This is a genomic window from Streptomyces djakartensis, assembly GCF_014651075.1.
In the GTDB taxonomy this organism is placed as follows: Bacteria; Actinomycetota; Actinomycetes; order Streptomycetales; family Streptomycetaceae; genus Streptomyces; species Streptomyces djakartensis.
The window spans coordinates 48,050-68,629 of record NZ_BMWE01000013.1 but is presented as its reverse complement, the minus strand read 5'-3'; the positions used below and the strand labels follow the sequence as shown (position 1 = coordinate 68,629).

19 protein-coding genes and 1 pseudogene are annotated in these 20,580 nt (G+C 70.6%); 9 read left to right on the top strand and 11 right to left on the bottom strand.

From position 1 onward, the window contains the following. The first annotated feature begins 255 nt into the window (after nt 1-255). A complete protein-coding gene (locus IE212_RS22715) occupies nt 256-1,119 on the top strand; it encodes a universal stress protein (protein ID WP_190199750.1) in 864 nt (287 codons plus the stop codon). 254 nt (nt 1,120-1,373) lie between these two features. On the opposite strand, the pseudogene IE212_RS22710 reads toward IE212_RS22715, so the two are convergent. After that, nucleotides 1,374-1,565: pseudogene (locus IE212_RS22710) on the bottom strand (hypothetical protein); the annotation flags it as partial. A gap of 108 nt (nt 1,566-1,673) precedes the next feature. Between IE212_RS22710 and IE212_RS22705 the strand changes: the two are divergent. Beyond that, on the top strand, nt 1,674-2,087 hold the full coding sequence (locus tag IE212_RS22705; RefSeq protein ID WP_190199749.1) for a DUF6069 family protein: 414 nt from the start codon (nt 1,674-1,676) through the stop codon (nt 2,085-2,087). A 79-nt stretch (nt 2,088-2,166) separates the two neighbouring features. Here the strand turns inward: IE212_RS22705 and IE212_RS22700 are convergent, their stop codons facing one another. The 9 genes from IE212_RS22700 to IE212_RS22660 all read right to left on the bottom strand — a co-directional run bounded on the left by IE212_RS22700 (nt 2,167) and on the right by IE212_RS22660 (nt 10,706). Continuing rightward, nucleotides 2,167-2,802 carry a CoA transferase subunit B gene (locus IE212_RS22700; protein WP_308430241.1) on the bottom strand — a complete coding sequence of 212 codons (636 nt, stop codon included), beginning with the start codon at nt 2,800-2,802 and terminating at the stop codon, nt 2,167-2,169. A 20-nt stretch (nt 2,803-2,822) separates the two neighbouring features. After that, complete coding sequence (locus IE212_RS22695; protein WP_190199747.1) at nt 2,823-3,578, bottom strand: CoA transferase subunit A; 756 nt, start codon at nt 3,576-3,578, stop codon at nt 2,823-2,825. 30 nt (nt 3,579-3,608) lie between these two features. Beyond that, nucleotides 3,609-4,358 (bottom strand): SDR family NAD(P)-dependent oxidoreductase, encoded by a 750-nt coding sequence (locus IE212_RS22690; RefSeq protein ID WP_190199746.1) that lies wholly within the window; start codon nt 4,356-4,358, stop codon nt 3,609-3,611. Then, the gene (locus IE212_RS22685; RefSeq protein ID WP_190199745.1) at nt 4,355-5,326 is read right to left on the bottom strand and encodes a fumarylacetoacetate hydrolase family protein; all 972 of its coding nucleotides are present in this window, start codon (nt 5,324-5,326) and stop codon (nt 4,355-4,357) included. Before IE212_RS22685 ends, IE212_RS22690 begins: the two co-directional genes overlap by 4 nt. Before the next feature lie 109 nt (nt 5,327-5,435). Then, nucleotides 5,436-6,371, bottom strand: coding sequence for a VOC family protein (locus IE212_RS22680; protein WP_190199744.1), 936 nt, complete (start codon nt 6,369-6,371; stop codon nt 5,436-5,438). A 15-nt stretch (nt 6,372-6,386) separates the two neighbouring features. Beyond that, nucleotides 6,387-7,415 carry an amidohydrolase family protein gene (locus IE212_RS22675; RefSeq protein ID WP_190199743.1) on the bottom strand — a complete coding sequence of 343 codons (1,029 nt, stop codon included), beginning with the start codon at nt 7,413-7,415 and terminating at the stop codon, nt 6,387-6,389. Then, nucleotides 7,412-8,575, bottom strand: a complete 1,164-nt coding sequence (locus IE212_RS22670; protein ID WP_190199742.1) for an FAD-dependent oxidoreductase — start codon at nt 8,573-8,575, stop codon at nt 7,412-7,414. Before IE212_RS22670 ends, IE212_RS22675 begins: the two co-directional genes overlap by 4 nt. Nucleotides 8,576-8,757: 182 nt before the next feature. Further along, nucleotides 8,758-9,729, bottom strand: coding sequence for a cyclase family protein (locus tag IE212_RS22665; protein WP_190199741.1), 972 nt, complete (start codon nt 9,727-9,729; stop codon nt 8,758-8,760). After that, the gene (locus IE212_RS22660) at nt 9,726-10,706 is read right to left on the bottom strand and encodes a fumarylacetoacetate hydrolase family protein (protein WP_190199740.1); all 981 of its coding nucleotides are present in this window, start codon (nt 10,704-10,706) and stop codon (nt 9,726-9,728) included. The genes IE212_RS22665 and IE212_RS22660 overlap by 4 nt, the downstream gene beginning before the upstream one ends. A 122-nt stretch (nt 10,707-10,828) precedes the next feature. On the opposite strand from IE212_RS22660, the gene IE212_RS22655 reads away from it, so the two are divergent. Beyond that, nucleotides 10,829-11,773, top strand: a complete 945-nt coding sequence (locus tag IE212_RS22655; protein WP_190199739.1) for a LysR family transcriptional regulator — start codon at nt 10,829-10,831, stop codon at nt 11,771-11,773. A 169-nt stretch (nt 11,774-11,942) separates the two neighbouring features. Here IE212_RS22655 and IE212_RS22650 read toward each other — a convergent pair whose 3' ends face one another. After that, nucleotides 11,943-13,211: an MFS transporter gene (locus tag IE212_RS22650; protein WP_190199738.1), complete on the bottom strand. Its 1,269-nt coding sequence runs from the start codon at nt 13,209-13,211 to the stop codon at nt 11,943-11,945. 287 nt (nt 13,212-13,498) lie between these two features. Here IE212_RS22650 and IE212_RS22645 point away from each other — a divergent pair, with 287 nt between their 5' ends. From IE212_RS22645 to IE212_RS22620, 6 genes are all read left to right on the top strand, one after another. After that, nucleotides 13,499-14,005, top strand: a complete 507-nt coding sequence (locus tag IE212_RS22645) for a MarR family winged helix-turn-helix transcriptional regulator (RefSeq protein WP_190199737.1) — start codon at nt 13,499-13,501, stop codon at nt 14,003-14,005. A 128-nt stretch (nt 14,006-14,133) separates the two neighbouring features. Next, entirely contained in the window at nt 14,134-14,301 is a 168-nt protein-coding gene (locus tag IE212_RS22640; protein ID WP_190199736.1) for a hypothetical protein, read from the top strand. A gap of 324 nt (nt 14,302-14,625) precedes the next feature. Beyond that, the gene (locus IE212_RS22635) at nt 14,626-15,561 is read left to right on the top strand and encodes a beta-keto acid cleavage family enzyme (RefSeq protein WP_190199735.1); all 936 of its coding nucleotides are present in this window, start codon (nt 14,626-14,628) and stop codon (nt 15,559-15,561) included. Nucleotides 15,562-15,564: 3 nt separating this feature from the next. Continuing rightward, entirely contained in the window at nt 15,565-16,152 is a 588-nt protein-coding gene (locus IE212_RS22630; protein ID WP_190199734.1) for a PadR family transcriptional regulator, read from the top strand. After that, on the top strand, nt 16,149-18,272 hold the full coding sequence (locus IE212_RS22625) for a hydantoinase/oxoprolinase family protein (protein ID WP_229864522.1): 2,124 nt from the start codon (nt 16,149-16,151) through the stop codon (nt 18,270-18,272). The genes IE212_RS22630 and IE212_RS22625 overlap by 4 nt, the downstream gene beginning before the upstream one ends. Next, complete coding sequence (locus tag IE212_RS22620; protein WP_229864520.1) at nt 18,269-20,443, top strand: hydantoinase B/oxoprolinase family protein; 2,175 nt, start codon at nt 18,269-18,271, stop codon at nt 20,441-20,443. Before IE212_RS22625 ends, IE212_RS22620 begins: the two co-directional genes overlap by 4 nt. The last annotated feature ends 137 nt before the right edge of the window (nt 20,444-20,580 follow it).

Genomic DNA, 20,580 nt, shown 5'->3' with positions numbered 1-20,580 from the left:
GCCCATGGAGTCCGGTCCGCCCCGGCCGGTGCTCCTCCCCTCCAGACCCGGCTCGGACCCGTCGATGCCGACCGCCGGGAGAATCGCGTCCCTCGTCCGCAGGCCCGAAATGCGCCATGGGGGCGGTTGGTGTACTCCTCGAATGAGAGGCCGCGCTGCTCGGCATGTCGGCGACGTCCGGACCACGCACCCGATCGGACTCGTTCACCGTCATCCCCGTCGTTCCCAGCTTCGTACGAGACGGAGGCCGCCGCCATGCAACCAGTCGCCACCGTGGGCCTGGACGGCTCACAGGAGAGTCTTGCCGCTGCCCACTGGGCCGCCGACGAGGCCGAGAAGCGCAAGCTCACTCTTCGCCTGCTGCACGCCTGGCCACTGCTGGTACCGGAACCGGCCCACGCCCCCTCCGAGGTCGATCAGAACTATTGGGCGAAGCGTCTCGTGCACACCGCCCAGGCGGAACTTCAGGCGCGTCACCCGGGCCTGTCCATCGTCGGGAACCTGGTCGCCGACGATGCCCAGAACGCCTTGCTGCAAGCGGCGACGGAGTCCGAGATGCTCGTGCTCGGTTCGCGGGGGCTGGAGCCCGTCGAGAGTTACTTCCTCGGCGACGTGAGCATGCCCGTCGTGGCGCGGGCGGAGCGGCCGGTGGTACTGGTCCGCGCCCGGACCGGCCGGGAAGAGGCAGCCCCGGCATCCGCGGGCCGCGTGGTCGTGGCCCTGAAACTGCACGGTTCGTCCGACGACCTCCTCGACTTCGCCTTCCACACGGCTGCCGCCAGAGGCGTTCCCCTCCAGGCCGTCCACGGCCGAAGCGTGCCACTCCACGCACGCGTGCCCTGGGGCGTGGACCACAACGTCACCGAGGAGATCAGGCGGGACGCGCTGAAGGAGCTGGGCAAGGCGCTCCGCCCCTGGCGCGAGAAGTACCCGCAGGTGGACGTGACTGAGGGCATCCGTCTCGAAAGCCCCGCCAAGGCCGTCGTACGGGCCGCCGAAGGCGCCGCCCTGCTGGTCGTCGGCCGACGCGAGCACCGTCCTGGCCCCCACCTGGGTCCCGTCGCGCAGGGCGCCATTCATCACGGGCGCTGCCCCGTCGCCGTCGTTCCACATGGCTGAGCCCCGCCTCCGCGGGACCTCTTCAGCCGCGGGGCGGCCGCGGCCAGCCGGTAGATCCGCCCGCACTCGGTCGCCGCGCCGGTGGCGAACACCACGGCCCGCACCTGACGTGGCACGTCCCTCCGTCCTGTGCCAGCGGGTCCGTGCTCGCCTGTGCGCCGCTCATGAACGGCGGTGCTCTCTCGGCGTGTGACGGGCCGGCCTGCGCGGAAAGGGCCGTCCGTGAGACGGGTCCCGTGCCGTTCGCCGCCTCACGCCGGGACCGTGATGACGGGGCAGCGGGCGTGGTGCGCGAGGGGGACGAGCGCCGTGGCGCCGGGGGTCGAGGCGAAGTGGTCCTGCATTTTCGGCAGCACAGGAGCGATCAGTACCGCGCCCAGCACGGGCAGACAGCTACCGGCCATCAGTTTCCCGGCCGGGTCCGGCGGCTTCACGAGTATGCGCATAGGCGGGACCACGACGGCTTGAAACTTCAAGCAAGTCCTGGGATCCTATGTTTGATTCTTCAAACGTTACTTCCGAAGCGCTTCTCGTAGTTCCCTCCAGGAGTTGCCGTGTCTGTTACCCCTGAAGCAGTACCCGTCCGCCGTGGTCCGCTCGTCGTGGCAGGGGGTGTGCTCGCCGCGATCGTGGCGGCGTCCCTGGCGGACGCGGTGATCGCCCTTCTCGCCCTCGCCGTCGGCGCGCCCGACGACTTCCAACCGCTGGAGCCGGGTTCGTACATCTTCTTGACGGCGGTCGGGATGGTGGCGGGCGCCCTCGGCTGGGCCCTGGTCCGCAAGTTGTCGAAGGCCCCCGAGGCGCTGATGCGTTGGCTGGTGCCGACTGTCGTCGTGGTCTCCTTCGTTCCCGACTTCCTGCTCTTCGGTGAAGGTGGCGTGACCGGCGTCGTGGCGCTGCTCCTGATGCATGTCGTGGTCGCGGTGGTCGCGGTGTTCGCCTACCGCAAGGTCATGCCGCTGTCGTAGGGGCGGTGTGAGCAGGATGCGGAAGGCCGGGCGGGCAGGGATCGTGATCCCTGCCCGCCCGGCCTTCCGCATCGACGGCTCATGGCTTCTGGACCAGAGGCGCGTCGGTGCGGGCGGCAATGTCCTCGACGGTTACACCCGGCCCGCATTCCACGAGCGTCAGGCCCTCGAGTGTGACGTCGAGGACGGCGAGGTCGGTGATGATGCGGTGGACGCACTGTTCGCCGGTGAGCGGGAGGGTGCACTCCTTCACGATCTTGGGGCTGCCGTCCTTGGCGGTGTGCTCCATGAGCACGATAACCCGGCGGGCGCCGTGGACGAGGTCCATCGCGCCGCCCATGCCCTTGACCATCTTGCCGGGGATCATCCAGTTGGCGAGGTCGCCGGCGGCGGAGACCTGCATGGCGCCGAGGACGGCGGTGTCGATGTGGCCGCCGCGGATCATGCCGAAGGACAGGGCGGAGTCGAAGAAGGAGGCGCCGGGCAGGACGGTTACGGTTTCCTTGCCCGCGTTGATCAGGTCGGGGTCGACCTCGTGCTCGTACGGGTAGGGGCCGGTGCCGAGGATGCCGTTCTCGGAGTGCAGGACCACGTGGACGTCCGGCGGGAGGTGGCCGGGGATGAGGGTGGGCAGGCCGATGCCGAGGTTGACGTAGGAGCCGTCGGTGAGTTCGGCGGCGGCGCGGGCGGCCATCTGGTCCCGGGTCCAGCCCAGCTGCGTACCAAGGGTGGTGCTCATGCGCGTACGGTCCTCTTCTCTATCTGCTTGTCGGCGGCCTGGGCCGGGGTGAGCACCACGAGGCGCTGGACGAAGATGCCCGGCAGGTGGATCTCGTCCGGGCTCAGCTCACCCGGCTCGACGACTTCCTCCACCTCGGCGACGGTGATCCGGCCGGCCATAGCCGCGAGGGGGTTGAAGTTGGCGGAGGACTTGCGGAAGACGAGGTTCCCGTGGCGGTCGCCGCGCCAGGCCCGTACGAGGGCGAAGTCGGTGGTGATGCCGTGTTCCAGGACGTAGGTGCGGTCGTCGAAGTCGCGGGTCTCCTTCGGCGGGGAGGCGTGGGCGACCGCGCCGTCCGCCGTGTAGCGCCAGGGCAGTCCGCCGCGGGCGACCTGGGTGCCCACGCCGGCCGGGGTGTAGAAGGCGGGTATGCCCGCGCCGCCGGCGCGCAGCCGTTCGGCGAGCGTGCCCTGCGGGACCAGCTCCACCTCCAGTTCGCCCGACAGGTACTGACGGGCGAACTCCTTGTTCTCGCCCACGTAACTGCCCGTGACGCGGGCGATCCGGCCGTCGGCCAGCAGGACGCCCAGTCCACGCCCGTCCACGCCGCAGTTGTTCGACACGACCTCCAGACCCGTGGCGCCCTGGGCGTGGAGGGCCTGGATGAGCACGTCGGGGATGCCACTGAGGCCGAAGCCCCCGACGGCCAGGGACGCACCGTCGGGAATGTCCGCGACCGCCTCGTCGGCGCTCGCCCAGACCTTGTCCATGAGAAGAAGTGCCTTTCTTTCGCTGCGGGTTCAGGCGTTCTCGCGCAGGGCGTCCGAGATCGGTTTCGCACCGCCGTGGGCGGTGAGGCCACCGTCGACGGGGATCTCTGCGCCCGTGATGAAGGACGCCTCGTCGGAGAGGAGGAAGGTGACGAGAGGGGTGATGTCGTCGACGGTTCCGGTGCGGCCGAGCGGTGTCCCGTGGAGGTTCGCCTCGCGGAACCCGGGCGCCGCGGAGGCGGTCATGTCGGTCTCGATGAAGCCGGGGTGGATGATGTTCACGCGGATGCCGCGGGGCCCCAGTTCCATGGCGGCGGTTCTCGACAGGCCGCGCAGCGCCCACTTGCTGGCGGTGTAGGCGACCGGGTAGTGGGCGGTCAGCGCCGCCGACGAACCGACGTTGACGATCGACGCGCCCGGTCGCATGAGTGGTACCAGGTGCTGGATGCCCAGGAGCGTTCCGGTGACGTTGACCGCGTGGACACGGGCCATGTCCTCGGGGCGTACGTCGTCGATCCGGGCACGCCAGGTGACGCCCGCGTTGTTGACCAGGCCGTGCACCTGCCCGTACGCCTCGCGCAGGTCGGCGGCGAGTTCCGCCCAGTCCTTCTCGCTGGTGACGTCGAGGCGGCGGCAGCCGGCTGCCTCGGTCACGTCGGTGGCGATCACCCGGGCGCCCTCGCGGATCAGTGCCTCGGCCTCGGCGGCACCCTGGCCACCGGCCGCGCCTGTGACCACGACGACCTTGCCGAGGAGCCGCTTGGGGTGCAGGTCGGTCACGGCCGCTCCCGGGGGCGGCGCCGGGCGACCGGAACCGGTATGGGATCAGGGCCGGGCACCACGGTGTTGGAGACGGAGCCGATGCCCTCGACGGTGAGTGTGACCGTGTCGCCGGGCTTGAGCGGCGGCGGGTCCTGTCTGCCGCGTACGCCCCACAGCTCGGCGAGGCAGCCGCCGTTGCCGCAGGTACCGGACCCGAGGACATCGCCGGGGCGGACGAAGGTGCCGCGGGAGGCGTAGGCGGCCATCTCCTCGAAGGTCCAGCTCATGTTGGACAGCAGGTCCTTGCCGACGACCTCGCCGTTCAACGAGGCGGTCAGCGCCAGGCGCAGGAAGCCGTCCGCGTCGCGGTACTCCTCCAGCTCGTCGGCGGTGACCAGGTAGGGGCCCAGCGTGGTGGCGGTGTCCTTGCCCTTGCAGGGGCCGAGGCCGACCTTCATCTCGGCGGACTGAAGGTCGCGGGCGGACCAGTCGTTGAAGATCGTGTAGCCGATGATGTGGTCGCGGGCCTGCTCGGGGGTGAGGTCGCGGCCCTCCTTGCCGATCACGGCAGCGACTTCGAGCTCGAAGTCGAGCACGCTCGATCCCGGGGGCATGGGGATGTCGTCGTGCGGGCCGTACACGGCGTAGGGGTTGGTGAAGTAGAACGTCGGGGCCGCGTACCACCGCTCGGGTACGCCGGCGGTGCCGTCCACGGACCGCCGTACGCCCTCGACGTGTTCCTCGAAGGTGACGAAGTCCCGCACGGTGGGCGGCTGGAGGGGCGGCAGCAGCCGTACCTCGGAGACATGTGGACCGGTCGGCACGTCGAGCGTCGCGGAGCCCGCTTCGAGCAGTTGCGGCAGGCCGCCCTCCTCAGCGAGTAGTCCGGTTATGGAGTGGACACCGGGCAGGGGGCGGAGCATCCCGTCCTCGGCGACGACGGCCACATGGCGTCGGTTCTGGTACTCGTACGCGGCGAAACGCATGCGGAGGTTCCTGTCGGCGTGAGGGGCGAGCATGGAGACCGGGGTGCGGCGTGGGGAGTCAGGGCAGTTGACAGGGCCACCGCACCCCGGGGACTGAGGGACTCGCCGGTCAGACCGGCGGGGCGACGAAGCAGCCGCGGTCGACGTCGTTGAACGACTCCTTGGCGACCAGCTCGTTCATCGGGTTCGCCGTGCCCCACTGGTCGGTGACCTCGGGCTGGGAGAAGTCGTAGACGTGGGGGTGCCAGGTGTCCTCGTCCAGCTCCTCAAGCTCGGTGGTGTACTCGACGGTGTTGCCGTGCGGGTCCAGGAAGTACGTGAACGTGTTGTCGCCCGCCATGTGCCGGCCCGGCCCCCAGATCTTCTTGAACCCGGCCCGCATCACCCGCCCGGAGCCGCGCATGTACTCGTCCAGGCCGCGCATCTCGAAGGAGACATGGTGCAGGGAGGTGTGCGGGCCCTTCGCGAGGGCCATCGAGTGGTGCTGGTTGCTGATCCGCATGAAGTGCATGACCTCGCCCATGTGCGGCGAGCTGAGCGTGTCGGAGAGCCGGAAGCCGAGATGCGTCTCGTACCACGCACGGGTCTTGTCCAGGTCGGGTGAGTTGAGCACCACGTGCGACAGGCGGACCGGGATCGACTCCTTCTCCTCGATCCTGCGATGCCGGCGGGCCTCGACGTCGGCGGAGACCTCGATGGTGCGGCCGTCGACGTCGAAGAAGCGGAAGCCGTAACCGCCGCCGGGTGTGTCGATCTTGCCCGGCTGGGAGAGCAACTGCACGCCCCCGGCGAGAAGTTGCTCGGCGAGCGTGTCCACGTCCTCGGCGCTCCCGGCGCCGTACGAGACGAGGTCGAGGCGCTTCTCGTCGGCCTTGCGCAGTCGTACGACGTACTGCTCGGGGCTGCCCTCGGCGGCGAGGAAGGAGATCCCGGAGTCTTCGGCGACCTCGGTCAGGCCCCAGACACCGGCGTAGAAGTCGAGCTGCTTGTCGTAGTCGGGCACGGCGAGGTCGACGTGCCGGAGATGAGTGAGCAGGCGGTTCATCGTGGGGGTTCCTTCTCAGGTGAGGTTGAGCAGGGCGGCGGCGTTGCCTCCCCGCACGGCGTGGAAGTCGTGGTCGGGCAGGCCGGCCGCGCGCAGCGCGCCCAGCGGGTCCTCGGTGCCCATGTCGAAGGGGAAGTCGGAACCGAGCAGGACCCGGTCGGCGCCGGCGGTGCTGATCAGGGCTCGGAGTACGTGCGGGTCGTGGACGAGGGAGTCGAAGTACAGCTGCTTCAGGTAGCTGCTCGGTGCCCGGGTGCAGGCCTGGGCGTCGGGGCGGGCCCGCCAGGCGTGGTCGGAGCGGCCGATGTGGGTGGGGAGGTAGCCGCCGCCGTGTGCCGCGATGAGCTTCAGGTGCGGGTGGCGGTCCAGGACGCCGGAGAAGATCAGGTGGGAGAGGGCGACGGCGTTCTCGGTGGGCTGGCCGACGGAGTTGGACAGGTACCACTGGTCGAGGCGCTCGTCGAGGGTGCAGCCGAAGGGGTGCAGGAAGACCAGTGCGCCGGTCTCCTCGGCGCGGGCCCAGAAGGGTGCGAGCCGCGGGTCGGAGAGCTCCACCTCCCGGGTCCCGCCGGGGCCCGGGGCGTGCGAGGAGATCTCGACGCCCTTCAGCCCCTGGTCCAGTGCGTGGTCGAGCAGCGTCACCGCGAGGTCGGGGTGCTGGAGCGGGATGAGGCCGAGGCCGTGCAGCCGGTCGGGGGCCTTGGCGCAGTGCGCGGCGGTCCCCTCGTTCGCCAACTGGCAGACGCGGGCGGCCAGTTGGGAGTCGGCCCAGTAGTGGTAGTGGCCGGGTGAGGGGCTCACCAGTTGCACGTCCACGCCGGCTGCGTCCATGGCCGCCAGGCGCACGGCGACATCTGTCAGCCGTGGCACCCGCTCGCCGACCATGGGACCGTTCACGGCGAGGGCCGCAGGGCCGTTGCGTCGGGCGTCGAGGTTACGTGCCTCGGCCAGGCCTGGGCGTCCGGCGACGGCCTCCTCGATCTCCGGCAGCAGCAGGTGGGCGTGGACGTCGATGGTCGGCGTTGAGGACGCGGTGGCGGTCACGGGCGCTCCTTGAGGAAGTTCATGGTGCGGGCGACCAGCCCGGCCATGTCGGCGTCGCGCACGCCGTCCAACTGCCACTGGCCGATCTGCACGGACGCCTCGACGACGGTGCGCACCCGGGGGATGCGGCGCTCGTAGTAGCCCTGGAACAGCTCGTCGTCCCAGTCCCGGCCGCTGGTGAGCACTTCGGCGAGGACGGAGGCGTCCTCCAGGGACATGGCCGCGCCCTGGGCGAGAGTTGGCGGGCAGCAGTGGGCGGCGTCGCCGATGAGCACCACCCTGCCCCGGTGCCAGGAGCCCTCGATCAGGAGACGGTCGAACCAGGTGTAGTTGACCTTCTTCGGGTCGGTGATGTGCTCGGTGATCTCCGGCCAGACCCCGCCGTAGGCCTGCGCCAGGTGGCGCATCTCGTCGGCGTAGGTGGCCGGGTCGATGGAGGCCCGGTCGCGGCACGCTTCGACGACGTACGCGTAGATGGTGTTCTCGCTGGTGGGGCAGTAGCCGGCGATGTAGGCGGGGCCGCCGTAGGCGAGGTCGGTGCGCGTGACGCTCTCGGGCCGAGGGGCGGCGATGCGCCAGATCGCCATGCCGGTCGGCTCGGGTTTGTCGGTGATGCCGATCGCGGCACGCGTGGCGGAGTTGAGGCCGTCGGCGGCGATCACCAGGTCGTATCGACCCTCTCTGCCGTCGCTGAAGCGCACCGAGACGCCGTCGGCGTCCTGCTCCAGCACCTCGGCGGTGGTGCCGAGGAGAACGCGGGCGCCGGAGGCGTGGACCGCGTCGATGAGGATCTGCTGCAGCTGGGGGCGCTGCATGCCGAGGGTGGCGGGCAGGTCCTCCCCGCCGGTCTGGATGTCCTCGGCGACGAACAGCACGGTGCCGTCGGGGGCGGTCACACCCAACGAGCCGAAGGCGAACCCGGAGGCTTCCACCTTTTCCCACACGCCCAGTTCGCGCAGGACCCGCAGGGCGTTGCCCTGGAGGGTGATGCCGGAGCCGGTGGTGGCGTTCCAGTCGGGCTTCGCCTCGATCAGGTCGACGGCGATGCCGGCGCGGCGCAGCAGGACGGAGACGGCGTTGCCGGAGGCGCCCCCGCCGATGACCAGGACCGTGGGGGTGCCCCCAGCCGGAGGCTGGGGGAGGGTGAGGCTGTCAGCCATGTCGGGGATACCTCCCGGGGTTGGGCCGCGCGGCTTCGCGCGGCGAGGTGCGGCTCGCCCGCTGAGAGTGCGGGGCTGGGGTGGGGACGGGGTGCGGCAGAACGGGTGGAGCGGTGTGGGCCGGATGCGCCCGTTGCTGTCCAGGGAGTGGGCGCATCCGGCGGCTGAGAGGGCTACTTGATCTACTTGACGGCGATGGGGTTGACCGGGGAGCCGACGGCTCCGGTGATGGGCAGCGGTGCGGCGGTGAGCCAGAACTCGTACACGCCGTCGTCGGCGCAGTCGGCGGCGAGCGCGTCGAGGTCCCACATCTCGCCGATCAGCAGGCCCATGTTGGGGATCACGATCTGGTGGAGGGGCTGGAAGGCGTTCTCGAACTCGTTCGGCCGTACCTCGAAGCCCCAGGTGTCGGTGGCGATCGCGGCGATCTCGGTGCCGTGCAGCCAGCCGGCGGTGGTGAACGACAGGCCGGGCGCCGGCCCGCCCGCGTAGTCGCCCCAGCCGTCGCGCCGGGCACGGGCGAGGTGTCCGGTGCGGACGAGGACGATGTCGCCGCGTCCGACGCTCACGTCGTGGGCCTCGGCGGTAGCGGTCAGGTGCTCCTCGGTGATCGCGAAACCGTCCGGCAGCTCCGGCTCGCCGTCGTCGTCACCGATGACCCGGGCCACGTCCAGCAGGACGCCGCGACCGGCCACGTACGGGGCCATGTGCTCGATGCCGGTGACCAGGTCGCCGTCGGAGGTGACGACCTTCTCCGCATCGCGTCCGTTCCAGGCCTTGCCGTGGTCGAAGATGTGCCCGAGGCCGTCCCACTGCGTGGAGCACTGCAGCGGCATCGCGATCACGTCGTCGGCGCCGCCGATGCCGTGCGGAAAGCCCTGGTTGCCAAGCGCCGCGTCCGTTCCCGTGTCCAGCATGGTGTGCACGGGGTTGGTCCGCCGGCGCCAGCCCTTCTGCGGCCCGTTCATGTCGAACCGCTGCGACAGCGAGAAACTCACGCCCCGGCGCACGAGCGCCGCGCCTTCGCGGCGCTTGGCCTCGTCGAGGAAGTTCAGTGTGCCGAGCACGTCGTCCTCGCCCCAGCGCCCCCAGTTGGAGTACGCCTTGGCGGCCTCGGCGATCGCGCCCTCCGGGTCGTGGCGGTCCAGGCTCATGGCTTCTCCTCCACACAGCGGGTGCGCTGCACACCCAGACCGGTGATCGAACCCTCCATCACGTCGCCCTCGCGCAGCAGCCGCCCCCAGTGGATGCCGTTGCCGGCCGGGCTGCCGGTCAGCACCAGGTCGCCGGGCAGGAGCCGGGAGGTCTGGGAGATGTACGACACCAGCCGCGCGACGCCGAAGAGCATGTCCTTGGTGGACTCGTCCTGCATGGTCTCGCCGTTCAGCTTCAGCGTGACCCGCAGGTCACCCGGGTCGGCGATCGACTCGGCCGGCACGATCCACGGGCCGAGCGGGGTGAAACCGGGAGCGTTCTTGCAGCGCAGCCAGTCGGTCCCGATGGCGGGCATGTCGCGGCGGAAGACGGTGGCGCGGTCGGTGAGGTCGTTGGCGATCGTGTAGCCGGCGACGTACTCCAGGGCCTCCTCGGCGGAGACCCGGTAGGCGGGTTTGGCGATGACGGCCGCCAGTTCCAGCTCCCAGTCGGGCTTTTCGGCCCATGCGGGGAGTACGACATCGTCGTACGGGCCGGCGATGGTGCTGGGCAGGCCGATGAACACGTACGGCAGGTCCTCTGCCGCCCGCCGGTCCATGACCGCGGCGATCTCGGCCCGCGCCTCCTCGACCGTGCGCGGGTCGTCGGGGGAGCGGTGGGCGACCTCGAGGTCGATCACGTGCTGGCGGTAGTTGGCGCCGGACTGGAAGATCTGGCGGGGCTCCAGCGGGGCGTGCACCCTCAGGCCATCCAACGGCCGCCAGTCGAGGGCGTCCTCGTGCGCGAGGGTGTGCAGGACGGGGAGGGCCTCCTCCCATTGCTCCAGTACGGCACGCATGTCGGACGGCTCCCAGGCCAGGACCCGGCTCAGATCCAGCACCCGCTCCCGGGCGACGAGACCGGGGAACGCGTCCTTGTCCGTGGCCGAGAACGTGCCGAGCGCGAACGGGCCGACCGGTTGCGCGAGCGTTGCCATCAGATTTCCTCCTGCTGGGGTGCGGTCTACTCTGACCCCGATCAACGAATCAAGGAAATCAATCCTGTGGATGCAGCAAATCCACGAGATGGATACCTTCATAGGCTGCTAGGTGGTGCCCGGTGAATCTCTCCCGACTCGACCTCAATCTGGTCGTCGCCCTGCGCGCGCTGCTGGAGGAGCGCAACGTCACCAGAGCCGGCGAGCGCATCGGACTGAGCCAGCCGGCGATGAGCGCGGCACTGTCCCGGCTGCGCCGCCATTTCGACGACGAACTGCTCGCCCGGACCGGCAACTCCTACGAGCTGACCCCGCTCGGCGTCGCGTTGCGGGACCGAAGCGCGACCGCCTGCGACCTGCTGGAGCGTGTGTTCTCCAGCCAGGCCGACTTCGACCCGGCCGCTGAGACGCGCGAGTTCACCCTGCTCGCCTCCGACTACGGCGCGGCCGTGTTCGGCGCCGCGCTGGCCCGCGCCGTGCACCGGGAGGCGCCCGGGATCCGGTTCACCTTCCAGCACCCGGCGCCGTCGGTCGTGGACAACACCGCGACCGTGCTGAGTACCGTCGACGGACTGCTGATGCCGCACGGTGTCATCAACGGCCTGCCCGCCGTCGAGCTCTTCAGCGACCGCTGGCTGTGCCTGGTCGCCGACGATCACCCCGAGATCGGCGACGAACTCACCCTCGACCAGCTGGCCCGCCTGCCCTGGGCCGTGTACCAGCGCCCCTACGACGCCCCGGCCGCCCGCCAGCTGAGCATGCTCGGCATCAGCCCCCAGGTGGAGGTCTCCGTGCAGACCTTCCAGCTCCTCCCCCACATGGTCGAGGGCACCCGCCGCGTCGCGATGATCCAGGCACGCCTGGCCCGCAGCGCGGTCCGCTCCGCCGCGGTGCGCGTCCTGCCCTGCCCCTTCGATGCCGTACCGGTCCAGGAAGCGCTGTGGTGGCACCCCGTGCACGCCCAGGACGCGTCCCACATCTGGCTGCGGCAGAAGGCCGCGGAGGTGGGCGCGACTCTGACGGACGGCGGGACGGGCGCGGCCGTACCTCCTGCAGAGGGCGCATAGCCGGCACCGGAGCGGCCCTGCTGCCGACCGGGCAGCGTCGGCAACCAGCGGCACTCCCGGCCCTCACAACCGGCCGTGTCGGCGCACGGAGAGACACGGGAGTCCGGCCCTCGCGCCACGAGCCGGGGCACCGTCTCCGGCACTCCCCGGCTCATCGGCGTCCCCACCGTCAGGCCAACTGCTCCGGCAACGGCCGGGGGTCCGCGGCGCCCGCGCGGCGGCGGGCCGCCAGCAGCCCCGCCGCGACCAGGGCGGCGGCCAGCCCCAGGACGCCCACCGCACCGGCGAGAGACCCGACCACCGACTCCACGGCAAGCAGCACCAGTGGGCAGACGAACTCACCGCCGAAGAAGGCCGCCATCCACAGCCCTGTGCCGCGGCCGCGGTCCTGGAACGCCAGCCGGGACATGGCACTCGTGAGAAGGGCCGGCAGCAGCATGCCGGTACCCAGACAGTTGATGACTGCTCCGACGACCAGCAGCGGGGCGTTGCCCGCCAGGAACATCACGCCGAAGCCGGCAGCGCAGACCGCGAAGACGGCGGGCAGCATCGGGTCCGGGGAGCGCTCCAACCGGGCGAAGACGATGGCTCCGCCCACGGTGGCGGCACTCGCGAGCGCGGTGGCCAGACCGATCACACCGGTGTTCTCCACCCCGAGGTCGTCGAGCAGGTACGCCATCTCCACCGGCACGGTGTAGAAGACCATCGCGCCGAAGAAGGTGAGCGCGCAGATGCCCGCCAGCTGCCGGAAGGGGAACGGACGGCGGGTCTCCTCCTCGACCCGGGCTTCCTCGATGGCCGTGCGGGACGCCGGGTTGGGCAGGGCAATGGCCATCAGCGGGGCGATCAGCAGGCTCACGGCGTAGACCCAGAACGGCAGGCGCCAGCCCGCCGCGCCCACGGCGCCACCCAGCACGAAGAAGGCGGTGGCCGACGCGGAGGCGCACATGGTCTGCAGCGCGAGGTACTTCACCCGCTGCCGGCCGCTGTAGTAGTCGCCGATCAGGGTGGTGCAGCAGGTCATGATGGCGGCCTCGGCGACACCGACCAGGGCGCGGCTGGCGATGATCGCACCCAGTGAGTCCAGCCAGAGCGGTGCCGTACCGAACGCGGCGTAGAGGACGGTCGCCACCAGCAGCAGGCGCTTGCGGCCGAGCCGGTCCACGATCACCCCGGCGAACGGGGCCAGCAACGCCAGCGCCAGCGCCGGAACGGTCAGCGCCAGGGGAACCAGCGCCTTGGCCCCCGGGGTCGACGCGAAGTGGTCCTGCATCTTCGGCAGCACCGGAGCGATCAGCACCGCCCCCAGGATCGGCAGACAGCTGCCCGCCATCAGCAGGGTCACGCGCAACAGATGGGCCGGACCCGAGACGGCAACGGGTGACGGAGCAGCGTCGTCGACCACGGTGGGAGACGGTGGCGAAACGGAACCGGGCATGGCGACTCCAGGGACGGTGGACGGGAGCGGGCATGCCTTTCACGGGCGCCGACGGCGCACGGCATGCTGAGGACGGCCGCACACCGGCGGCTGATCCGGACAGCGGCGTGCGGGTAGGGACGACTATGAGCGGTTCGGGGTCTTGTCGCCATCCTCTGCGCGATCAGAATTCCGTATCCGCCCCATCCACACGGTGGATGGCGCCAGGCGCTCTCCCAAGCCGAGACTCAGTGACGGCTGGACGAGTCGTTTGAAATTTCAACCGCGAGCCGGTTAGGCTTGCGATCATGACCACGTCGCCACGTTGGCTCAACAGCGAGGAGCAGCGGGCCTGGCTGGCCTACATCGACTTCTCCACGCTGCTGGCCGACCATCTCAACCGGCAGCTCCGCCGGGACGCGGGGGTGACGCACTCGGACTACAGCCTGCTTGCCCGCCTGTCCGCGGCCCCCGACCGCACACTGACCATGTCCGAGCTGGCCGAGCGCCTGAAAGTCACGCGCAGTCGGCTCACCCATGCTGTGACCCGCCTCCAGCAGGCCGGTTACGTCAGCCGCCGCGACGCCCCCGGCAACCGCCGCAATCAGCTTGCCGTCCTCACGGCGCAGGGGCAGACCCTTCTGGACCGGGCAGCCCCCGGCCACGTCGAGGCTGTACGTCGCGTCGTCTTCGACGTGCTCACCCCGGAGCAGGTGCGCCATTTCGCGGAGATCGGCGAGACGATCAACTCCGCTCTGCAGTTCGCGGACACCACCGAGAACGACCACGAGCCGCTGCCCTGGCGCCGGCGGTAGGACTGCCGCGAACGTCGCTTCCAGGTGAGGTGATCGTCCCCGTCCCGTGACTTCGCGCGACGCCACGGTCGTCTCGATCGGCGCCCCCTGCCCGAGCAGCGCGAACTGGGCAGGCCTTCGACGCGGTCGTGGTCTACAAGTCCGTCGGCTCGGCCGTCCAGGATCTCGCGGTCGCCGCGATGTGCGTCCGGCGGGCCGGCGAACTGTCCCTCGGCATCATCCTGCCGATCACCATCTCCCCCGTGGCGCAGCGAGCACACCCATGCGCCGGAAGCTCACTGACCCGTCCCTGCTGAGGCCGATGAGTCCCCTCGCCATGGGCAGACCCGGTAGGCCTCCGATCGACACGGTGCGGCCGGAGTGAACAAGCCACTCCTTCCTCCAAGTCGAGGGGCTCCTCTCACAGTCGGGCGAGCCCACCGACGCCCGCAACGCCGGATGAAGCGGACCCGCACACATGTCGAGATTGACATGGATGTACCGGCCGTTCCGTACATCCACCCTGCTCGCAAGCTACGTTCAGATTACCTATATGTAAGCATTGACATTTAACTCGACGCGACCCTAGCGTGCGCTGCGTCACGTCCCAACTCGGACCGCACCCAATGGAGGGCGCCCCGATGGCTGACCGAAAAGTGATCATCACGATCGCCCCAACCGGTGGCATGGCGGACAAGTCGGTCACACCGCATCTGCCCACCCAGCCGCAGGAGATCGCGGACGACGTGGTGCGCTGCTGGGAGGCGGGGGCGAGCATCGTCGCGGTGCACGCCCGCCGGCCCGACGACGGCGCGACCTGCGACCCGGAGATCTACGGCCGGATCAACGAACTGATCCGCTCGCGCAGCGACATCATCATCAACAACAGCACCGGCGGCGGCATCAGCGGCGACATGATCGCGACCCTTGCCGACGGCCGCCAGGAGATCTCCTTCGAGCAGCGCATCAAGGGCACCCTCGCCGGTGCCGAAATGTGCACCTTCGATCCGCAGATGCAGTGCATGCACCGCGGTGACCTCGAACTGCTCATGGACACCTCCTGGAGCCGGTGCCTTGAGCTGGCCCAGGCGATGAAGGACCGCGGCATCAAACCGGAGTGGGAGGTGATGTCGCTGTCCGACCTGGTGTGGGTCAAGGACCTGATCGCGCTGGGCTACGACAAGCCGCCCTACTACATCAACATCGTGCTCGGCACGCACAAGCTGATGTCCGGCGCCACCCCGTACACCCCGAAGGACCTGCAGCGGTTCGTCGAGGACCTGCCGGAGAACTCCCTGTTCTGCGTCAGCGGCATCGGCCCCGCCCAGCTGCCGTCCTCAGTGCACAGCCTGATCCTCGGCGGCCAGGCCCGGGTCGGCCTGGAGGACAACATCTACTACGCGCGCGGACGGCTGGCGACCAATGTGGAGCTGGTGGAGCGCATGGTCCGCATCCTGCGCGAGCTGAACCTGGAACCGGCCACCCCGGCCGAGGCACGCGAGATGCTCGGACTGGACCGGCCGTACACCGTGGCCACGGCGACTCCGGCCACTCCGGCGACCGCACAGGCCGGGTGAGCGATGTCGCTGAAGTACGCGCTGCTCGGCTTCCTGAGCACCGAACCCGCCTCCGGATTCGACCTGGCCCGCGAGTTCGGCGAGTCGGTGGGCTGGTTCTGGTACGCCTCGCACAGCCAGATCTATCCCGAACTGCGTCGGCTGGAGGCCGAGGGCCTGGTCACGAGCACGGCCTCGCCTGGCAATCCCGGCAAGCAGAAGCGGATCTACCACCTCACCGAGCAAGGCGAGGCGGCGCTGCAGGCCTGGCTGGAGGAGCCCACCGACTACGCCCCGATACGCGATGTCGAACGGGTCAAGCTCGTCTTCCTGGACGGCGCCCCCGTCGAGGCGATCCGCCGGCACCTGGAGGACCACCGCAAGCACCACGAGGACCTGCTGGCCGTCTACACCCAGCAGCTCCGCGAGCTCCACCGGGGCGTCTTCCCCCGGCTGGTCAAGCGACTGGCCACCCGGCCGCGCAGCTCCCACAAGATGATCACCGGACTCAAGGTGCTCGCCATGCAGGGCAACATCGCCCGCGCCCGCACCGAGATCCACTGGGCCGAGGACGCGCTGACCTGGCTCGAAGGCATGGAGGACCAGACATGAGGTTCCGCGTGGGCACCGATGTCGGTGGCACCTTCACCGACCTGTGGGTGTATGGCGACGACGGCCGCCAGGCCGTACTCAAGGCCCCCAGCACCGCCGACATCATCGGCGGCATCCTGCGGGCCGTGGAGCTCGCCGCAGACCACTTCGAGCTGTCCGTCGAGGAGTTCTGCGCCTCGATCGACCGTTTCGGGCACGGCACGACCGCCGGCCTCAACGCGCTGCTCACCTCCTCGGCCGCCCCCACGGCGCTGATCACCACGGCGGGCTTCCGCGACACCCTGGAGATCGGACGCCTGAAGCGGCAGTTGGCCGGGCTGACCGAGCTGGAGATCGGCGACTACCGCAACCGCGGCCGGTGGCCCGCGGTGGTGCCGCGGCAGCTGGTCTTCGAGATCGGCGAGCGCGTCGACTCCGCGGGCGAGGTCGTCGTACCGCTGGAGCGGTCGGAGATCGACCGCGTGCTGGATCTCGTCGCCGCCGCAGAGGTCGAGGCCGTCGCCGTGGCCACGCTGTGGTCGGTCGCCAACCCCGAGCACGAGCAGCGGATCGCGGCCGCGCTGCGCGAGAGATTCCCGCAGCTGTTCGTCAGCCTGTCGCACGAGGTCGCGCCCGCGGTCGGTGAGTACGCGCGGATGTCGACCACCGCGGTCAACGCTGCGCTCGGGCCGGTGATGAGCGCGTACCTGCGCCGCCTGGACGAGGCCCTGCGGCAGCGCGGGCTCGCCGTGCCGGTGGTCGTGATGACCAGCGAGGGCGGCGTTGTCTCCGCCGACGTGGTCAGCGACCAGCCGGTGTCGGTCCTGATGTCCGGCCCCGCCGCGGGCGTCATCGCGTGCCGGGAGATCGGTCACCGCCTCGGCCACGACAAGCTGCTCACCGTCGATGTCGGAGGCACCAGCTTCGACGTGGGCACCGTCGTGAAGGGCGAGCCGCTGATGCGCAGCCGCCTCACCATCGGCGGTGCCGACATCCAGCGGCCCGCGATCGACGTCGGCACCATCGGCGCCGGAGGCGGCAGCATCGCCCGGGTGCGCGACGGCGCGCTGACCGTCGGACCGTTCAGCGCGGGCGCCCGGCCGGGTCCCGTCTGCTACGGGCGCGGCGGCACCGAACCGACGGCCACCGACGCCGACCTGGTCCTCGGCGTCCTCGACGAAGAGGACTTCGCGGGCGGCACGATGCGGCTCGACCGGGCCGCCGCAGCCGACGCCATCGAAGAACGCGTCGCCAAACCGCTCGGCCTGGGCGTCCTCGAGGCCGCCTGGGGCATCCGTCAGGTACTGGACAGCAAGATGGCCGACCTGCTGCGCAGCGTCACCATCGAAAAGGGTCACGACCCACGCGAGTTCGTGCTCTTCGCGGGCGGCGGGCAGGGCCCGTCACACGCCTGGGCGCTCTGCCGTGAACTCGGCATCCGTACGTTCGTCGTCACTCCGACCGCGACCGGGCAGTCCGCGTTCGGCACCGGGACGTGCGAGCTCAAGCGCACCGTCAGCCGCCCTCACTACCTGCGGCTGCCGGGCGACGGTGAGATCCGTGCCGAGGACGTCGCACCGCTGGCCGAGAAGCTCGCGGCGATGACCGCCGAGGCGGAGGCGGCCTCCACCGCCGGTCCCGCCCAGGGCGAGCGGGGAGAGCTGACGATCCGGCGGACGGCGGCCATCCGCTACCGCGGCCAGGCCCACCACCTCGACGTGCCCGTGGCCGAGGAGCTCTCCTCACCGGCCGCTCTGGGCAAGACGCTGCGCTGCTTCGAGGAGCAGTACGAGGCCCTGTACGGGACCGGATCGGCGTTCCGCGAGGCCGGCTTCGAACTGACCGGTCTGCGGGTCCTGGCCTCCCGGCGGCTCGACGGGCAGGTCCGGCCCGCCGCGCGGGACGAGCTGGAGCCCCACGGCACCCGCGGCGTCGTCTTCGACGATCCCCTGAAGCCGGTCGACTGCCAGGTCCACCGGACCGCCTTCCCCGCGCCGGGCCAGACGGTGAGCGGGCCCTGTCTGGTGATGTTCCCCGGTCAGACGCTGGTCGTCCCGCCGGGAGCCGTCGCCCGCACCGATGAGCTGGGGGACTTCGTGGTGACCCTCGACGACACAGAAGATGAAGGGGCGAGCAGATGACCGGCACCCCGGCGCCCGTGAAGAACGTGAACGACCAACCGCCGACAACCGGCACCGCACTCGATCCGATCCAGTACGAGATCATCCGCAACCGTCTGCTCGCCGTGACCGAGGAGATGCGGATCGCGCTGCAGAGCGTCTCCGGCTCCCCCACGGTGACCGAGGCCTCCGACTTCTTCACCGGCCTGTACCTGCCGGACGGGGAGTTCGCGACGATGGGCTTCCAGGTCGCGCACGAGGCGCCGCCCGTCGGCTCCCTGATCCGGCACATCAACACCAACCGCCGCGCTCCCCGCGCCGGAGACATGTACATCGGCAACGACCCGTACGTCGGTGCCCTCCACCAGAACGACGTGCAGATGACCGGGCCCGTCTTCGACGGCGACCGGCTGGTCGCCTGGGCCGGGGTCATGGCGCACGAGACCGACGTGGGCGGGATGAACTTCGCGTCCTGGTGCCCGACGGCCACCGAGGTGTACCAGGAGGGCCTGCGCATCCCCGCCGTCAAACTCGTGGACCAGGGCGAACTGCGCGACGACGTCCTGGAGATGATCGTCTCCGCGAGCCGGCTGCCCGCCTCGCTCGGCCTGGACATCCGCGCGTTCATCGCGACGATCAACGTCGCCACCGAGCGGCTGCACAGCCTGTTCGCACGGTACGGCTCGGACGTGGTCGCCGAGGTGATGCGGCGGATGATCACAGCCACGGAGCGCCAGACCCGCGCCCGGCTCGCCAAGCTCCCGGACGGCCAGGTGCACGTACGGGACTTCCTGGAGCACGACGGCCACGCCAACCGCCTCTACGCGGTCGACCTGGTCGCCACCAAGACCGGGGACCGGCTCACGCTGGACTTCGGTGGGTCCAGCCCCCAGGCCCCCGGCTTCATCAACGCCACCCGCGCAGGCCTGCGCGGCGGGGTGACGGGAGCGCTGATCCCGACGCTCGGCTTCGAACTGGCCTGGAACGAGGGCCTGTTGCGGCCGATCGACATCGTGGCCCCGGACGGGCTGGTGTGCACCGCCCGGCATCCCGCGCCCGTGGGCAGCGCCACCGTCGAGACGATCTGGACCGTCACCAACGTCGTCCAGCGGGCACTCAACCTGCTGCTCTCCTGCTCGCCCGAGTACGCCGAGCGCGGGCAGGCCGTCAGCTCGGGCACGATGGCCACCTTCAACCTGGGCGGGACCAACCAGTTCGGGGAGCGGTTCGGTCTGCACTCCCTCGATCCGCTGGCCGGCGGTTCCGGGGCGTTCGCGAGCCACGACGGCATCGACGCGGGCGGCCCCGTGGCGGTGCCGGTGCCGGCGATCGCCGACGTCGAGTCCAACGAACAGGTCTCGCCGCTGCTGTACCTGTACCGGCGGCTGCGCCCCGACACCGCGGGAGCGGGCGCACGCAGCGGCGGCCACTCCGGCGAGATGGGGCTGACACTGCGCGGCGTGACCGGAGCGAACGCCCTGGTCATGACGCACGGCGCCGAGGTTCCCAACTCGGTGGGCCTGTTCGGCGGCTGGCCCGGTGCCACCGTGCGCCAGCGCTTCGCGCCCGGTGCGGGCCGCGACGACGAGGACCTGCTGCGAGAGCACCTCGCGGGCGCCGAGCCGGCCTGGCAGGAACTCGGTCCCAAACCGGGCGAGTTCCCCATGCGCCCCGGTGATGTCTTCGCCGTGTCCTGGCAGGGCGGCGGCGGGTGGGGGGACCCCCTGTCGCGGGCACCGCAGGACGTGGCGGCCGACGTCGAACGCGGAGTGGTCAGCGCGACGTACGCCGAGCAGGTGTACGGCGTCGTCCTCACCGAGGGGGCCGTGGACGAGGAACGCACACGTGAACGCAGGCTGGCCGTGCGCACCGAACGGATCGGAGCGCCGCCCGTCGCCGGGGCCGACCCCGGTGCGCCGGGACACGCGCTCGGCCCCGCACTGCGGCTGGTCCGGACGGACACCGGGGACGTCGAGGTGCACACCACCGCCGGTGCCGTGCTCTCCCGCGGCTCCACCCACTGGCGGTCCGGCGCCGTGAGCCGCCGCATCGATCCGGGCGCACACCGCATCAGCCTGCACGACGAACTCGCCATGACCGCGCACTACTGCCCGCTGTCCGGCGAACTCCTCTCCGTGGACGTCCACCTGCGGGCAGAGGAACCCCTGGACGAGCTGTCTCTGACCCTCTAGCGCCGCTCTCCAACCGATCCCCTGTCTCCCCGACCGACCCCATTGGCGATGACGCCGAGGAGGTACGTCATGGCCGAACCCGCCGCCCCGTCGGCCGGACGGCTCACCACCCTCTTCCGGAGACCGTCGGGTCCTCC